Below are 16,019 nucleotides of genomic sequence, written 5' to 3' on the forward strand. Positions count from 1 at the left end.
GAAGAGCTGGTTCCCAGCTCTTTTGAGTTGTCTTCGTTGACATTTTATCTCAATAGTGTATAATCGATGTAATTAACAAAGTTACAACAAAAGGAGACACCTTATGACTTATGCATACCAAAGCCACATTTACCTAGCAGAGGCTGTTTTAAATGTCAAGGATTTAACGAATCAAACGGCTTTTTATCACCAGATTATCGGTTTGGAGATTTTGTCTCAAACGGAGACAGAAGCGATTTTGGGACTTGGTCGAAAAGCCTTGGTTCACTTGATTGCGACAGAAAAGGCTGGCGAAGTAAGGGAGCATTATGGACTCTACCATTTGGCGATTTTGTTGCCGACACGAAAAGCCTTGGCAGATGTCTTGAAACACCTAAGTGACTTGCGGATTCCTCTGGTCGGGGGTGCAGATCATGGATACAGTGAGGCTATTTATCTAGAGGATTTGGAAGGAAATGGCATTGAACTTTACCGTGATAAGCCAGTTTCGTCATGGGATATTCGAGAAGACGGCCGCATTATCGGTGTGACTGAGGCTCTTGCGGCACAGGACATTTATGAGCTAGGGGAAAAGGTGGATCCCTTTATCCTAGCTGAAGGGACGAGAATGGGGCATATCCATCTATCGGTGAAGGATAGTCGTGCGGCGAGCCAGTTTTATCAAAAGGTGTTAGGACTAGAAGATAAATTTAGCATTCCTAGTGCTAGTTGGATAGCGGCTGGTCAGTACCATCACCACCTGGCTGTCAACGAATGGGCTGGAAAAGGTCTGGCTCCGCGTGAGCAAGGCTTGTCAGGCTTGGCCTACTATGTCCTTGAGGTCGAAAGCAAGGAAGAACTCTTGAACATCGTTAAGCAAGCACAAGAGCTAGAAGCTCCGATTAAGTGGCTAAATTCGAGTGAGTTGGATCTTGTAGACCCAGATGGGATTGTGACTCGCATTCGCTTGGCACGATGAAACGAGGAAAACACATTATTTATTTTAGAGACATAGGAAAAGGCGGATAAGCTCGTATTCTGTTTTTAGAATGCGGACTTGTTCGCTTTTTTATGAAATGACGAAACCTTTCTTGGATCTAGCAAAGGTATCTGCCGGGGATATTTTCCCTTTTCTAAGGGTTCATGCTATAATACTAATAAACTTTTCTTTCTCTAGGAAGGCAAATGCCAAAAATCGGCTAGAATGCTGGCAATCGTTGTCACGATGCTTTTGAGAGAAAGTAGAACTTTGTTTGAACATCCGTATTGAGTTTAGGAAATGGTAATAAGATGGACACAAGTGTAAAAAATTTAATCAGTATGGGCCCTCTGGAGGACTCTTTTATCTATTATGATTTGGGGAATCAAGTATTCTACAGTGCAAAACAAGGCATGAATTATTCAGCCATTGCAGCCCCTATTGCAATCTATTCCTTGCAACGGCTGTCGAAGTTGCTCAACCAAACCTTTGGAGATGTCTCATCACCTTTCAATCTGCTTTTCTTTATCTTGATGTCTCTGTTTTTAATTTTCGGAACAATTCTTCTTGCCAAATCTACCCGACGTAAAATGAAGACAGATAGATTTAGAAAAGTTCGGTTAACAAAAGCCAATATTAAAACACTTAGAAGAAAATCTAGATGGACAGTCCTAGTTGAGGTTTTTTGTTTTCTCATGATTCTGTTTTCCATCTATCGTTATTTTACCTACTCTGATTTTCTGTTCTTGATGATGTATATGTTAGGGATTTTTTCACTTGTTTATATTGTCTATGAATTTCAGATGAAAACGCGCAAACGACTGTTCAAAGAGCTGATAGAGACATTACAGGACGATAGCCGAGGAAAAGAGGGAGAAATGTAAGATGAGAAAAATCATTTATATAGGCCAAGGAAGCCAGCAATCCATCTACTATAACACAAGGACGAGAGAGGCTCTAACGACAGAATCTAGCACCGTTTCAGACACTGATGGTGCTATCAGTTCAAAGAAATCCAAGTGGCCTTGGCTTCTCTTCTTTGCTTTCTTGCTAGTTGCTATCATCAGTATTTGGATTCGCTCCTTGATAGCGCCCTTTAGATTGAGTGAGTGGATGATTCCTATCCATCTAGCCGCGATCCTTTTCGTTTTTATCGGAAGTGTTTATGGATTTGAAAAACTGTTCTACAGTGGGGCCAAGTCGCTTGTTCCAGCAAGTGAAGAACAGTTTAAAGAAGCGGTAGAAAAAAGTACTTTTTGGAGGAAGTCACCAGATAAGGAACCAACAGTCGATAAAATCATCTTGTATCTATTTGTTATCCTCGTTCTTCTATTTGTTTTTGTTATTGTTGTGTTCTTTGCCATACCTGGGACCTTCATTCCCTACTATGAACATGAATGGTTTGAACCGTCGATGTTCATGGTGCCAATCGGAGCAACGATCGTCCCAATTAGCGTGGTTCTTCTACTATTTCAAAACAATCCAATCCGCTGGCTCTTAGCCGTACGAAAATACAAGCAGGGGAAAGTATTATTTAGGGAAGAGAAGAACTAGAAACACGAGAGAAACGCTATTACCATTACCAGTGGTTGGCGATGTTTTATCAACAACCTATGATAAAATTGAAGTTTCTGATTATAGTGATTAGTGAAAACTGTGGTGATTTTATATGAGAAAAATAATTTTTATTGGACAGAGCGGTGATAAGGCCGTTTACTATAATACGCGAACAAAAGAGGCTCTTGTAGCAGATAAGAGTGCCTTGTTAAATACAGAAGGGGCTAGGAGATCGAATAGGGGGATTGCTCCTTTAATTGCTATATTCTCTTTGTTAGGTTTACTCGGAGGATTTGTTGCAATACCAATTTTCTCAGGCCTTCGTTATAATAGTGGGATGGTTCCTATTTTTATTCTTTGTCTTTCCTTTATCCTATTTGGATTTATATGGATGATGGAAGTCGCCTTATATAAAGGAGTGAAACGAGTCCAAGGAGCAACAAAGAAAGAGTTTAAAGAAGCAGTTTATTCAAATTTGTTCTGGGAAAATTTTAGTGAGAAAAAAGCGACGTTTGCGAAAATGTTGGCTTTTATGATTGTCATGCTACTAGTTTTTATGACTACTATAGTAATATTTGCTGCTGCAATTCCGGGCACTATTGACTCATTCAATAAGCAAGAGGCATTTGATATACAAATCTTTTTCTCGCCTTTAGCAGGTCTCTTTCCTGCCTTGTTGTACCTTTTCTTATTCCAAAACAACCCTATCCGCTGGTTCTTAGCTGTGCGAAAATATGAACAGGGGAAAGTGATATTTAAGGAAGAAAAATAAGTGGGGGGATAAGATGAAAGAAAAGTATATTGAATTTTTAAATATGGCAGTTGTGGATACTAGTCCTATAAAGCGTTTTGATTATATAAGGGCTTTTGCAATGGAGGTTGTTTTTACTTTACTAATATTTATAGTATCTATTTTTATAAAAGGTGAGATGCATGATGTGAGTATGATAATCTTTTACATTACCATTTATCATGCAGTAGCTTTATTGTCCATGTTCTTGCTATTCCAAAAATTTTCCAAATCAAAATTCTTGCAATTGATTCCAGCCAGTTCTATTTTGATTTCTCATGTTGAGTTTCTCTTCTGGGGATCTATATTTTTAGGGAAGAACTATTGGTCTGTCTTCACGATTTTAATTGGCCTAAGCCTTATTTTTCAGTTACTAACCTTTGTTTATCAGTTGTTAATTGTTCCTAAGGCTAAGAAATTACCACATGGCGAGTATAGGAAGAATCTTTTATTTCTTCCTTCTGTTATTTGCCTATTGATTTCAGCAACTGTAGTAATCATAGCACGTTTATTTACGTTGTCAGGAATATATGTAGTTTCTTCCCTCGTCGCAGGGAGTATAGCCTGCCTTCCCTTCTATTGGCTCGAGTATGCACGAGTATTCACAGGTTGGAGAAAGAAAAGCACCAATAACTTTATTTATAGAGGCACAATAAAATAAAATTAATTAGAGTGGCTAGTAGTACAGCTCATGCTAGGAGGATAGTATGAAAGAAAAGTATGTTGAGTTTTTGAATATACTGATGACTCGTCATATACCAGTGAGAAATTTACATTTTTATCTTACATTTTTAATCGAATTTCTATTTACTTCAGTAGTACTGATTGTTTCTATATTTACAAAGAATCAAATGCATAATCTTAGTATTTTTTTGATTCATGTTACCATTACCCATATGGTAATAGTACTGCTTGCATTTCTGTTGTTTCAAAAATTTTCCAAATCAAAATTATTACAATCAGTTCCGACGACTTCGTATCTTTCTCTTCATTTTGAATTTCTTTTTTTGAGCTCTATATTCTTTGGGGAACAGTATTTATTGATATTCTTTCTTTTCATTGGTTTGAGCTTTGCTTTTCAAGTAGTAAACTTTTTTTATCAAATATCTATTGTTTCAAAGGTCAAACGAATGCCAGATGATGAGCATAAGAAAAATATGTTGCACTTACCAACCCTTATTGTAACAGTAATATCCGCGGTAATAGTAGTCATAACACGATTGTTTATGTTATCTGGAATCTATATTATCATCGGTTTAGTAGGAATGAGTATTTCATGGAACTCATTCTTTATTCTCGGCTATACTCAGGTATTCACAGGCTGGAGAAAGAAAAGCACCAATAACTTTATTTACAGAGGAGAAATAAAATGAAATTAGTGAGAATGTCTAGCAGTAGTACAGCTCATGCTAGGAGGATAGGATGAAAGAAAAATATATTGAATTTTTGAATATGGCAGTTGTGGATACTAGACCTATAAAAAACTCTGATTTTTTAAAGTCAGGTGCAATTGAAGTAATGTTTACTTTGCTGATATTTATAGTGTCTATTTTTATAGAAGGTAAAATACATGATGTAAGTATGAATATCTTTCACATTGCCATTTATCATCTATTGGCTTTGTTATTTATGTTCTTGCTATTTCAAAAGTTTTCCAAATCAAAATTATTGCAAATATTTCCGGCTACGTCTGTGCTAATTTTTCACGTTGAATTTCTTTTCTGGAGTTCTATATTTTTGGGAGATGACTACTGGTCTGTCTTCATAGTATTGATTAGCCTAAGCCTTATTTTTCAGCTACTCACCTTTATTTACCAGTTGTTAATTGTCCCTAAAGCTAAGACTTTGCCATCTGGAGAGTTCAGGAAGACAATGTTACATATCCCTTCTGTTATTGTTACTTGTTCAGCAGCATTTGTAATAGTTATAGCACGTTTATTTACATTGCCGGCGGTATATGTTGTTACTAGTCTTGTGGCAGTAAGTATTGGCTGCATTCCCTTCTATTGGTTTGAGTATGCACGAGTATTTACTGGTTGGAAAAAGAAAAGCACCAATAACTTTATTTATAGAGGAGAAATAAAATGAAATTAATTAGAATAGATATCAGCGATATTGCTTATACAGAGAAAAAAGTTCCCATGGATTCTTTTCTAGATTTGATTGAAGGTTGTGAAAAATTATTATTTGAAACAGGGGTCTATAAAAATGGTCCGACAACGATTGAAACATGTTTGAGCACTTTTGGAAAGCCAGGAGAAGCCTTGTTTAAGGTCTATATTCCGACAAACATCCCAATTGAAGGAAATGATGAATTTCAATATCTAGAACATTTTACAATTAAGCAGTGTGTCTCTGAGGTAACTCCATTTGATGAACATTTCCTTCCAAAAATTGAAGAAATGAAGCAATATATTCAAGATGAGGGGTTGGAAATGCAAGGAGATACCGTTTTTCTAGCGATATTGCCAATATTTGGGCAACACTTTGTTGAAATTAATATCCCAATTAAGGAGATTTCAGATGCTATTTAAAAACGTGGGAGAATACCAAGATATACAATATAGAAATGTTATCTCAAGGTATTATACAGTATCTCCAGAAGAGATGCCAGACACTTATAACGCTTTTCTAGATGAAGTAAGAGAAGCAGGTTATACGCTTCGAGGACCTTTCTTTTATACGATTAATTCCAAGTTAGAAGAAAATCAAGATGTGTTGATGGAACTGTTTATCCCAGTAGAAGAAGAGTATATTGAAGATACTTTGCCGAAAGAGTTTTTGTATCACAGTCTGTTTCAAGTTTTAAATACTGTTTCAACTAGAATTTTAGAACCAGATGATGACTTAGTACGAGAAGGAATCGACTTCTTAGCTGGCTATATTCATTTTCGAGATTATAAAGAGCTGACCCCTCCCTTCTTTTTTACCACATCAATTGATGAGAAATTCTATACAGATATAAAAGTAGGGGTGTTGAAGGAGTAAGTCGAATTTTTAATAAAGCTCACAAAAGAATAAAGAAAAGAGGGAATGATAATGTCACAAGAGAGATATTTGCAGATCAAAAAAGAGCATCAAGTTCGTAAGTTTGTGGGGCGTTTCCTCTTCATTCTTCTCGCTATCCTCGATGTTCTACTGGTATCAAGTCATTCCAATTATGTCCCGCTTATAACGGTGGCTATGGTAACGATTGTGCCTTTTAATCATTTTCTACTTGGTCCTCTTAGGAGACAGAAAAAAGCCATAGAAAAAGAGCATCCAGAATGGAAAATACTCAGTACAAAGGGAGTAAAGGTTCCTTCGACTGAAGCCAATAAAAGAACCTTGGCTGGTATTGGGATTTTGATGGCCTTGTTGTTGTCTTTTGGGCTATTCTATAAACCTGTGAAACAGCCGAACGTCCAAGTAAACAATCCGCCTAAGCTTGATTTTAACACGCCTGGAACGTCCAAGTCTTCTGAGTCTGAGTCGTCCAGTTCCTCTAAGACCAAAGAATCCAGTTCCTCAGAGCCGAAATCCTCGTCTTCGACTGAACAAAGTTCTAAAACCGAAAGTTCAGGAACAAAACCGTCAAAAAGCGAATCCAATAATCCCTATTACCAGATTCCAGGACTTACTGACGAACAGGTGAGAGATATCATATCGAAATCTGTAAAAGATTTGAGAGAAAAACAGTCAAAAGAAAAATCCGAAGAGTAGACTCGAGGGCATCGATGTCCTTTCTGGATGAGTTAGTTTTAAGATTTTACTGTATAAAATAACAGGAGGAGTTCATATGAATAAAGAAGTAATTGGTTTGATAGTTGGGACAATCGTCATCTTCCTATCTTTTGTATTTGTGTGTGGGACCTTTCTCTATCTCTATCTTCGAGATCAGAAGTTGGTCCGTCTTGCCAAGTCATCCGTACAGGGAACGGTTATCGGCTATAGCCGTTTTCGTGAGGGGTATCCACCTATCGTCGAATACACGGTGGATGGGATTGCTTATAAGAAAACCTTGCAGTATTTTATGTTCAAAACGACCACAATTCCGTGGGGGACTACTAAATTTTTAAAGGACTATACAAGAGAAGATATGCTAGCGCCTTCGATCACTCGCTACAGCAACTCCTTTGTTTCCTTCAAACGCTTGATGCAGACCCATTTCCCCCTTCATTCGGAACTGACGGTCTGGTATGATCCAGACAAGCCGACCAGGGCCTATGTCGAACGTTACAGCGGAATGGACAAGTTTTACAAGTGGTTTGGTATCGGATTTGGGCTGGCTCTAGTTATAGTCTATGGGATAGTGATCCTAGCCTTTTTGTCCAATTTGTCCAAGATATACGCATAAAGGTCAGTTGGTTAATAGGAAATTTAATTTCCCATCGAGCTTCAAGGAGGACAGAGTTTCTTTTCCATTTCCATGCTTATCAATCTTTTCTATCTGATACAGAGGAGAGGTTGCCTCCTACAAATACAGACAGGAAGTGAATTTTGACAAAGCCCCTTATTCGAGATATAATGAAGAAAAAGTGACCAAGGATAAATCAATGACAAACTCAAAGTATATAACACGCCTGAAACGTTCAGAGGGTCAGTTGCGTGGGATTCAAAAGATGATTGAAGAAGATCGTGACTGCGCAGATATTGTTACGCAGTTGACAGCAGTGAAATCTAGCGTTGAGCGCGTGATTGAGATGATCATTACTGAAAATCTCACTGACTGTATCAACCAACCACTAGACGACCCCGAGGCTCAAAAGGAACGCCTAGAAAAGGCCATACGATACCTGATTAAACGGAAATAAACTAATTTGCTATTGATAAGCAAAGCAGACAAAGGCATTTAAGTCTATTTCGATAAAGAAATCATGTCAGACAAACGGGGGAGTTCCCCTAATACCAATGAGAAAACCTCTTTTTAGATACCATCAATGTGCTTCTTTTTTAGAAGCTACGGGCTACGAGCCCTATATCATTGGGTTGTAGAAATGAAAAAACCGATTAAGGAACTTAATCGGTTTTTTGCTTATTTTACTTGACCGGGCCAAGCATTCATACCACCTTCAACATTGATAACGGTGAGGCCTTGGGCGCTTAGAAATTCACAAGCAGATGCGGAGCGTACTCCACCTTGACAGATGACATGGTATTCCTGGTCAGGTTTGAGTTCTTTGTAACCTTGCTCCAAGGTACTTAACGGAAGATTTTTGGCTCCTGGTGCATGTCCTGCTTGGAATTCATGCACTTCACGTACATCGATAAGATTTAGATTTTCATTTAGGTATTTTTCATAAAAGTCAGCCATGCTGATACTAGTTTCCATATTTGACTCCTTCTGGATTAGCCATTTTATATTGTGAATAAGCGCCATCAAGGTTTTGGACGGTAAATCCTGCCTGCTGGAGGATACGCACTGCGATATAGCTGCGCAAAACGCTGTGGCAGCTAAGGATGTAGGCCTGGTTCTTGTCTGGTTCATCCAAGCTCTCCCATAGTTCATTTAGGGGTTATGGATGGTATCGACCTTGGGTCGCTCCCCTGAAATTCGCCACTTATCCGTGCATCTAGGGATTTTTTGCCCTTAGTCAGATTGTCTTCGAGCGGACACCATTGGATATTGTCGCTCAGACCTTCGATAAGGTTCAAGGCTGCGTAGCCCATTTTATGCTTCTAGATGACCTTACCTGTCCAAGCGCTCATACCGCCTCGGACATTGATAACATCATAGCCTTTTTTCTTAAGCTTTTTCGCAGCTAGTTTGCTTCGCACACCAGAATGACAAATGACATAAAGTGTTTCTTTTGTCGCTGGTGTATAAGATCCGATTTCGGATAGAGGGACATTCTTGGCATTTTTGATATGACCTCTACGGAATTCCATAGGCGTCCGAACATCCAGTAGCTGAATCGGTTCTCTGAGTTTAGCTTCTAACTCGCTGGTAGAAATACTGTCAATTTTTGTAAATAATAAGTGAAACATAGGCACCTCCAAATATACCCTTATGGGGTATATTAAACCATGAAGTCAAGCTTTTGTCAAGCAAGTTGTTTTGAGTTGGGATGGTGATTTGTTTTGAGAGACTGGAAAGCAGTATATTCTTGAACTTTCAAAGCCTTTTTGATATGATGGCCTCAAACTAAGTGTGAGGTGATAAGATGACCAGTGAATACCAGAAAATGATTGCAGGGGAACTTTACCGTCCGTCGGACCCGGAATTACGGACCTTGGCGCAGGCTTCTCGCCAAAAACAGGTTGCCTTTAACAAGGAAGAAGATCCCTTGAAGGGATCCGAAATCATCAAGACTTGGTTTGGCTCAACTGGGCAAAATCTCTATGTCAATCCACGCTTGGTGGTCGATTATGGAGTCAATATCCATCTAGGGGAAAATTTTTATTCTAATTGGAACTTGACTATGCTGGATGTTTGTCCGATTCGCATCGGGGACAACGCCATGCTTGGCCCCAACTGTCAGTTTTTAACCCCACTCCATCCACTGGATCCGGATGAACGCAATTCAGGGGTTGAATACGGCAAGCCCATCACTATCGGAGACAATTTCTGGGCTGGAGGTGGCGTCATTGTCCTTCCTGGAGTGACACTGGGCAATAACGTCGTCGCTGGAGCAGGGGCCGTGATTACCAAGTCCTTTGGAGACAATGTTGTCCTAGCTGGCAATCCTGCACATGTTATCAAGGAAATACCAGTAAAAGAAAACTAAAAAGAACAGCTTGGGCTGTTCTTTTTATGAGCTTTAGTCTTATAGATTTTTCTTCTTTTTGGCTTTCTTGGTCAAGGAAACATCGCACTGAGAAATCTTGCTTGTCAGGTAGCTCGTCAGTTGGAAGTCGTCCACTTGAGGATTGAGATCGACTTCGTAGACGGTTTGCAAGGATTCACCAGCATTGCTGGTATCTACTGAGATGAGGTCAGACTCGGTACAAAATTGATCCAGCGCAACCTGTATAGTATCTAGGAGGTCTTCTTTATTGGGAAGTGTGATGGTCAAGAGTCTACGACGTTGGTGATTGCTCTTGCTCTGTTGTTTTTCCAAAAGGAGCCAAATACCTAGGATAAAGACCGTGAAGAGAACGGCTAAGAGAAGGTAGCCTGTCCCTGCCGCCAGACCGATAATCATGGCTAGAAAGATAGCGATTAGCTCTCGAGAGCCACTCGTGGCAGAACGGAAACGAATGAGACTGAAGGTCCCTGCTACTGCAATCGACGTTCCGAGACTGCCATTGATGAGGAAGATCACCAGCGTCATTAAACAAGGTAAAAGGGTCAAACTGATGACAAATTCCCGTGTGTAAAGAGTCCGTTGCTTGTAGGCCCAGCTGAGTGCTAGTCCTAGAAAAAGACTGACGACAAGGGCGAGTAGGAGTTGGAGGGGATTAGCAGTGGCGGTTGCGTCGTTGAAAATAGAGTTAAAAAGATTAGACATAAGCATTACCTACACTTTCTCCGATAGGTTGTGGGGCATAGGTCAGTCCTTTTGATTTATGGTAGGCGCAGGAGTATTTTGAGAATTTTTGCTCTACCAGCCCATATTTATCAAGGATATCCTGTAGCCATTGCGGTTTGTCACCAGGCGCTTTGATTTCCATGATGACCAGTTCGTCTTCTAAGAGAGGCAGGCCTTTTTTGTCTGCGAATAGGCTGACCTGTTTATCACGATAGGTCAGGTTTTGGTCAAGAGTGACACGAATTTTCTGGTAGGGGAATCCTTGTATTTTCTTTTTTTCTTTTAGTGAAAAACGGTCATAAGAGATATAGATACGCGGTTTGAGAGCCTCACTGTAGCGTTGACGTAGCTTTTGAACCTCTGCTACCAGGAAGCTATCTTTGATCAGGTCTCCTCCCCAACCTTTAGTGATGAGCTGGGTGATGGTATCTGACTGGGAAAGGACGCGGTGCTTGTGACCGACACCAGCTTCGTCTTTGGACTTGATTTCTAGAAAGGCAGGGCTGTCAGCGCTTGGCTGTGCGAGATAGGTCCGCATACGGATTTTTTCCTTCTTATGCTGATCCTGCAAGGAGTCTTGAATGAGCTGAAAATCTTCTGTATCAAAGTAGATATTGGAAATGGTCGAAGTCGGATAGTCGTCCTCGACGAGGTAGTCTTTCAAATCTTCTATTAAATCCTGTAGGTCTGTTTTAGAGACCAGGTACTTGGTTTCGATCCGTTCAAAGCTTGTTTCTAGGGGTTTCATAAGCAATTTCTCCTTCAGATAAATCATAGATTAAACAAGGTAAACTTGCTTGGAACAAGTCTAGAGGACATTTCTAAAAGTTTTATTAAGTGAAACTTAACTGAAACTGAATTTAAGGAAACTTTCAGAGAAGTTTTAGTTTTGTTTCAGGAATCTTCTGTAGACTGTCTAGCTATATCATATGAAGGAGAGGAAAAAGGTATGAAATCAAAAAAATGGACCCTACTCGCAACGAGTTTAACGGCAATGGTGCTAATGGCAGCATGTTCCCAGTCAACAACCACATCTAATACCAATGCAACGACAAATAATGCAACAACTTCAACAAAGACAAACCAAACTTCCTATTTTACAGAGAAGGACAATGATACTTCTTATGACGAAAGCACAGCTTCTAAGATTGAGCTATCTGGCTCATCAGCAAACATCTCTGGAAATGGGGTGACAGTCTCTGAATCAACAGTGACCATTACAAAATCTGGGACTTATGTGATTTCAGGTCAGTCTGACGGAGTGCAGATCAAGATCGAGGCAGATAAATCGGCAGATGTTCACCTAGTCTTAAAAGGTGTCACCATGACCAATACCAATGCAGCAATTTCTGCGATATCAGCCGGTCATGTCTACCTGACTCTGGTAGAGGGAACTACTAACAGTCTCTCTGACTCAAGCTCCAACAGCGACGAAAAAGCCGACGCAGCTCTCTTTTCTAAGGTGGATTTGACCATCAATGGGAAAGGAACTCTCAATGTAGATGGCAAGAAAAACAATGGTATCAAGGCTAACGACACCCTCCACATCACGGGTGGAACCTATAACATCACAGCAGTTGGCGATGCCTTTAATGTCAATGATGAACTCAATATAACTGGTACGACCATGACCATTGATGCCAAAGAAGATGGGGTCAAGGTGGACAATGACGAGGACACTTCAGTCGGGACCATGTACCTATCCAACAACGACATCACCGTTACAGCAGGAGATGATGGCATCCACGCATCAGGTGATTTGGTTATCGATAGTGGTACCTACACCGTCAAGAATTCGACAGAAGGACTTGAAGGTAAGTCAATCACTATCAACGGTGGGGACATTACCATCTATTCGACAGATGATGGAGTTAATGCAGCCAACAAAAACGCCCAACAGAATGAAATCTTCTTCACCATGAACGGTGGGAACCTGACAGTAGAAGTCGGTCAAGGAGACACAGACCCAATCGACTCAAACGGCAATATCACAGTTACAGGCGGAACCATTAAAATGACTGGTCGAACAGGTTTTGACTTTGATGGAACTGCGACCTACACAGGTGGAGACATCTATTTCAATGGTGAAAAACAAACGGAAATTGTCAATTCTATGCCTGGAGGCGGTGAACCAAATGGAGGCCCTCAAGGAAATGGTGGTCCTGGCGGTCCAGCCCCTGGTGGACAAGGATAAACAAAAAATCTCCTTTCTCGAAAGAGAAGGGAGACTTTTTGTGTTTGAGAGATGGATTGTAGCTAAAACAACTCCCAATTAGGTCTTGAAAATTTCTTAGTCTGTTTCATATAAAAATGAGTAAAATGAATTTCTATTGCTAAAATCATCAGGGTTGTGACAGCAATGACGATGGTTGGATTGGCTGAGAAAAGTAGAGGAAGAATAGGCCTTTAAAAAGTGGACAGGAAAGACCATTTCAGAGTATCGCGGAGAGATTTAGAAACAGCTCTAAAAGTAATAGCTATCAATTATAAGCATCAGATAATAATGTCTGGTGCTTTATTTTTTAAAGAATTTCAACTTTTTTCTTGACAAGTGAGTAAACACTCACTATAATAGGTTCATATTTAGCAAGTGAGTAAACACTCACCTAGGAGGAAGCATATGAAAAAATTGCTACATTTACAAGATTTAGTAAAATCTTTTGACCATCAAATAGTTCTGAATCATGTCAGCTTTGAATTGCAGCCAGGAGAAATTATAGGCTTAATTGGTCCGTCTGGTGCTGGTAAATCAACTATGATTAAGACTACGTTAGGAATGGAAAAGGCTGATGGAGGCGTAGCTTTAGTGTTAAATCACACTATGCCCAATCGCCATATTTTAGGAGATATTGGCTATATGGCCCAATCAGATGCTTTATACGAGTCCTTGTCAGGCCAAGAAAATCTGGAATTTTTTGGTCAGCTAAAGGGGCTTTCTAAAAAAGACCTAAAGGCGGAAATTGCTTATATAGCTCAAGTAGTAGATCTGACAGACTACTTAAACAAGGCGGTATCTGGTTATTCTGGAGGAATGAAACGGCGTTTGTCACTGGCTATCGCGCTGTTAGGAAATCCTCAACTCTTGATTTTGGACGAACCGACAGTTGGAATTGACCCTTCTCTTCGAAAGAAAATCTGGAAAGAATTATTCGCGCTTAGAGACAATGGTGTTGGGATATTAGTTACTACCCATGTTATGGATGAAGCAGAGTTGACGGATAAGGTCGGCTTATTATTAGGCGGAAAAATCATTGCTTTTGATACACCGCAACACTTAAAAGAAAGTTATCAAGTTTCAAGTATTGAAGAAGTATTTTTAAAAGCAGAAGGTGAGTAAAATGAGAACAATAGCGATTGCAAAAAAAGTCATCAAAGAATTACTTCGTGACAAACGAACTCTAGCCCTGATGTTTATAGCACCTGTTTTTATCATGTGGTTGATGAACCTCATGTTTTCAGCTAGTACAACCGTGAATGTCAAGTTAGCAACACAAGATCTACCAACTGGTTTGGTAACGAAAATGGATGAGCTCGATCATGTGGACGTCGAGACTTATCAAGACTTAGATCAGGCTAAAAAAGCTCTAGCTGACGAGAAAGTAGATGCAGTCATATCGTATAAAGATGGTGAGTATCAGGTCGACTACGCAAATACGGATGCTTCTAAAACAACTATGACACGACAAGTGTTACGAACGAGTATCGCCAGTGAAGGCACCGATCAGTTAGTATCTCGTGTTAAACAAGCTCTTCCACAATTGGACTCGGACGCAAAAACACCAGAAATCAAGGAGTCTTACCAGTATGGAGATGAAAATACAAGCTTCTTTACCAGCATGATTCCGGTTTTGATAGGTTTTGTAGTTTTCTTCTTTGTCTTTTTGATTTCAGGTATGGCGCTTTTGAAAGAGCGCACCAGTGGAACACTAGAACGTTTGTTAGCAACACCAGTGAAACGATCTGAAATCGTCTATGGCTATATGTTGTCTTATGGTATTATTGCGATTTTTCAAACGGCAGTTGTCGTTTTAGCAGCAATTTGGCTACTAGATGTAGAAGTTGTAGGAAGTATTTTAAATGTTATAATAGTTAATGTGGTACTGGCTCTTGTAGCACTAGCTTTTGGAATTCTCTTGTCTACTCTAGCAAAATCAGAATTCCAAATGATGCAATTTATTCCTCTCGTGATTATGCCCCAACTTTTTTTCTCAGGAATTATTCCATTGTCATCCATGGGAGAATGGGCTCTAACTGTGGGGAAATTTTTGCCATTAACCTATTCTGGTGATGCAATAAGCCAGATTATTCTTTACGGGCACAATCTTGGTGATATTTTGTCAAATCTTGGTGTTTTAATGATTTTCTTGATCATTTTAACAATTCTCAATATTGTTGGATTGCGTCGTTATCGTAAAGTTTAGAAATCAACATAAATAATGCTAAAAAGGTGTGAAGATTAGATGGATAAGACTGTTTTTGAATCGTTTGAAGATTACTTAGAAGAAGCGAATTACCCTCAAGGAAAGAAAAAAATCATGCAGGCAGCAGTGGATCTCATATCAACCAGGAGTTACCATGGGACCTCAACTCTTCACATAGCTGAGCGTGCTGGACTAAGCCAGGCAACTTTGTTTAAGTATTTTAAGACGAAGGATGATCTACTGACGGCTATTTTACATCCTGTAGTCCCAGGCATTTTCGGTAGTTTTTTTGAGGAACTCTTAGCTTTTGAAACGACAGAAGAGAGGGTTCGTTATCTTGTCCATGATCGTATGAGCTATCTCAAAAAAAATCGTGCTTTGATGAAAATCATTCTGCAGGAGAGTTTTTCAAATAAAAAACTAAAAAATGAACAGATTTTTATCTGGAATGCTATTCAAGATAAACTTCGAGTACTTCATAAGGAATTGCTAGCAGATCCACGTGTAAATCCAGAGTTAACGATTCCTCAAATGGTTCGTATTTGTGTTGGTCCATTGTTGGCTTACTTCGCTCAGCTTTATATCGTTAGCGATAATGGAGAAATAAAAGAGGAAGACTTAGACTTATTAGAAAAACAGATTTTAGGTGGTTTGTGGAAATAGAGTAGGCCTAGACAAAATGGAGGCTAGATTCTATTGGTTTGGCTTCTTGTACAAGATAATATAAAAGGGTATACATTACCTGATGCAGATTCGTGCTTTTTTATTATTGAATTTGGTATTTTGGTGATAGTCCTCAATCACTTTGCCAAAACAGAAACCGACTTCTCCAGCGGTGCAAC

Annotated in this window: 21 protein-coding genes and 1 pseudogene; 17 read left to right on the forward strand and 5 right to left on the reverse strand. The window is 39.5% G+C overall.

Going from position 1 to position 16,019, the window contains the following annotated elements; translation table 11 throughout:
• Window positions 1–103: 103 nt before the first annotated feature.
• The 12 genes from A0739_RS06435 to A0739_RS06490 all read left to right on the forward strand — a co-directional run bounded on the left by A0739_RS06435 (window position 104) and on the right by A0739_RS06490 (window position 8,098).
• Entirely contained in the window at window positions 104–958 is an 855-nt protein-coding gene (locus A0739_RS06435) for a VOC family protein (RefSeq protein ID WP_061587432.1), read from the forward strand.
• A 311-nt stretch (window positions 959–1,269) separates the two neighbouring features.
• On the forward strand, window positions 1,270–1,842 hold the full coding sequence (locus tag A0739_RS06440; RefSeq protein WP_061587433.1) for a hypothetical protein: 573 nt from the start codon (window positions 1,270–1,272) through the stop codon (window positions 1,840–1,842).
• Between the two features lies 1 nt (window position 1,843).
• Complete coding sequence (locus A0739_RS06445; RefSeq protein ID WP_061587434.1) at window positions 1,844–2,512, forward strand: hypothetical protein; 669 nt, start codon at window positions 1,844–1,846, stop codon at window positions 2,510–2,512.
• A 115-nt stretch (window positions 2,513–2,627) separates the two neighbouring features.
• The gene (locus A0739_RS06450) at window positions 2,628–3,287 is read left to right on the forward strand and encodes a hypothetical protein (RefSeq protein WP_001226098.1); all 660 of its coding nucleotides are present in this window, start codon (window positions 2,628–2,630) and stop codon (window positions 3,285–3,287) included.
• A gap of 13 nt (window positions 3,288–3,300) precedes the next feature.
• Window positions 3,301–3,966 carry a hypothetical protein gene (locus A0739_RS06455; RefSeq protein ID WP_061587435.1) on the forward strand — a complete coding sequence of 222 codons (666 nt, stop codon included), beginning with the start codon at window positions 3,301–3,303 and terminating at the stop codon, window positions 3,964–3,966.
• A gap of 46 nt (window positions 3,967–4,012) precedes the next feature.
• Complete coding sequence (locus tag A0739_RS06460) at window positions 4,013–4,678, forward strand: hypothetical protein (RefSeq protein WP_061587436.1); 666 nt, start codon at window positions 4,013–4,015, stop codon at window positions 4,676–4,678.
• 49 nt (window positions 4,679–4,727) lie between these two features.
• Window positions 4,728–5,393: a hypothetical protein gene (locus tag A0739_RS06465; RefSeq protein WP_061587437.1), complete on the forward strand. Its 666-nt coding sequence runs from the start codon at window positions 4,728–4,730 to the stop codon at window positions 5,391–5,393.
• Window positions 5,390–5,839: a hypothetical protein gene (locus tag A0739_RS06470; protein ID WP_061587438.1), complete on the forward strand. Its 450-nt coding sequence runs from the start codon at window positions 5,390–5,392 to the stop codon at window positions 5,837–5,839. Before A0739_RS06465 ends, A0739_RS06470 begins: the two co-directional genes overlap by 4 nt.
• Complete coding sequence (locus tag A0739_RS06475) at window positions 5,829–6,293, forward strand: DUF5085 family protein (protein ID WP_061587439.1); 465 nt, start codon at window positions 5,829–5,831, stop codon at window positions 6,291–6,293. The genes A0739_RS06470 and A0739_RS06475 overlap by 11 nt, the downstream gene beginning before the upstream one ends.
• 51 nt (window positions 6,294–6,344) lie before the next feature.
• Window positions 6,345–7,007, forward strand: coding sequence for a hypothetical protein (locus A0739_RS06480; protein ID WP_000076910.1), 663 nt, complete (start codon window positions 6,345–6,347; stop codon window positions 7,005–7,007).
• A 76-nt stretch (window positions 7,008–7,083) separates the two neighbouring features.
• Window positions 7,084–7,641 carry a DUF3592 domain-containing protein gene (locus A0739_RS06485; RefSeq protein WP_061587440.1) on the forward strand — a complete coding sequence of 186 codons (558 nt, stop codon included), beginning with the start codon at window positions 7,084–7,086 and terminating at the stop codon, window positions 7,639–7,641.
• 199 nt (window positions 7,642–7,840) lie between these two features.
• Window positions 7,841–8,098, forward strand: a complete 258-nt coding sequence (locus A0739_RS06490; RefSeq protein ID WP_002880547.1) for a metal-sensitive transcriptional regulator — start codon at window positions 7,841–7,843, stop codon at window positions 8,096–8,098.
• Window positions 8,099–8,319: 221 nt separating this feature from the next.
• Here A0739_RS06490 and A0739_RS06495 read toward each other — a convergent pair whose 3' ends face one another.
• The 3 genes and pseudogenes from A0739_RS06495 to A0739_RS06505 all read right to left on the reverse strand — a co-directional run bounded on the left by A0739_RS06495 (window position 8,320) and on the right by A0739_RS06505 (window position 9,272).
• The gene (locus tag A0739_RS06495) at window positions 8,320–8,616 is read right to left on the reverse strand and encodes a rhodanese-like domain-containing protein (protein WP_061587441.1); all 297 of its coding nucleotides are present in this window, start codon (window positions 8,614–8,616) and stop codon (window positions 8,320–8,322) included.
• Window positions 8,606–8,954 (reverse strand): annotated as a pseudogene (locus A0739_RS10630) (rhodanese-like domain-containing protein); the annotation flags it as partial. The gene A0739_RS06495 and the pseudogene A0739_RS10630, both read right to left, overlap by 11 nt.
• Before the next feature lie 9 nt (window positions 8,955–8,963).
• Window positions 8,964–9,272 (reverse strand): rhodanese-like domain-containing protein, encoded by a 309-nt coding sequence (locus A0739_RS06505; protein ID WP_061587443.1) that lies wholly within the window; start codon window positions 9,270–9,272, stop codon window positions 8,964–8,966.
• Between the two features lie 176 nt (window positions 9,273–9,448).
• Between A0739_RS06505 and A0739_RS06510 the strand changes: the two genes are divergently transcribed.
• Window positions 9,449–10,012, forward strand: a complete 564-nt coding sequence (locus A0739_RS06510; RefSeq protein WP_061587444.1) for a sugar O-acetyltransferase — start codon at window positions 9,449–9,451, stop codon at window positions 10,010–10,012.
• 39 nt (window positions 10,013–10,051) lie between these two features.
• Here A0739_RS06510 and A0739_RS06515 read toward each other — a convergent pair whose 3' ends face one another.
• Window positions 10,052–10,735 (reverse strand): DUF4956 domain-containing protein, encoded by a 684-nt coding sequence (locus A0739_RS06515; RefSeq protein ID WP_061587499.1) that lies wholly within the window; start codon window positions 10,733–10,735, stop codon window positions 10,052–10,054.
• On the reverse strand, window positions 10,728–11,504 hold the full coding sequence (locus tag A0739_RS06520; protein WP_196755715.1) for a polyphosphate polymerase domain-containing protein: 777 nt from the start codon (window positions 11,502–11,504) through the stop codon (window positions 10,728–10,730). The genes A0739_RS06515 and A0739_RS06520 overlap by 8 nt, the downstream gene beginning before the upstream one ends.
• Window positions 11,505–11,705: 201 nt before the next feature.
• On the opposite strand from A0739_RS06520, the gene A0739_RS06525 reads away from it, so the two are divergent.
• The 4 genes from A0739_RS06525 (at window position 11,706) to A0739_RS06540 (ending at window position 15,840) form a co-directional block, all read left to right on the forward strand.
• Complete coding sequence (locus A0739_RS06525) at window positions 11,706–12,950, forward strand: carbohydrate-binding domain-containing protein (RefSeq protein WP_061587446.1); 1,245 nt, start codon at window positions 11,706–11,708, stop codon at window positions 12,948–12,950.
• A 426-nt stretch (window positions 12,951–13,376) separates the two neighbouring features.
• Window positions 13,377–14,093, forward strand: coding sequence for an ABC transporter ATP-binding protein (locus A0739_RS06530; protein WP_061587447.1), 717 nt, complete (start codon window positions 13,377–13,379; stop codon window positions 14,091–14,093).
• A 1-nt stretch (window position 14,094) separates the two neighbouring features.
• Entirely contained in the window at window positions 14,095–15,177 is a 1,083-nt protein-coding gene (locus tag A0739_RS06535; protein ID WP_001259050.1) for an ABC transporter permease, read from the forward strand.
• Window positions 15,178–15,216: 39 nt separating this feature from the next.
• Window positions 15,217–15,840 carry a TetR/AcrR family transcriptional regulator gene (locus tag A0739_RS06540; protein WP_000361924.1) on the forward strand — a complete coding sequence of 208 codons (624 nt, stop codon included), beginning with the start codon at window positions 15,217–15,219 and terminating at the stop codon, window positions 15,838–15,840.
• Window positions 15,841–16,019 lie beyond the last annotated feature (179 nt).

Origin of the sequence: Streptococcus oralis, from assembly GCF_001588645.1 — a bacterium.
Classification (GTDB): domain Bacteria; phylum Bacillota; class Bacilli; order Lactobacillales; family Streptococcaceae; genus Streptococcus; species Streptococcus oralis_AB.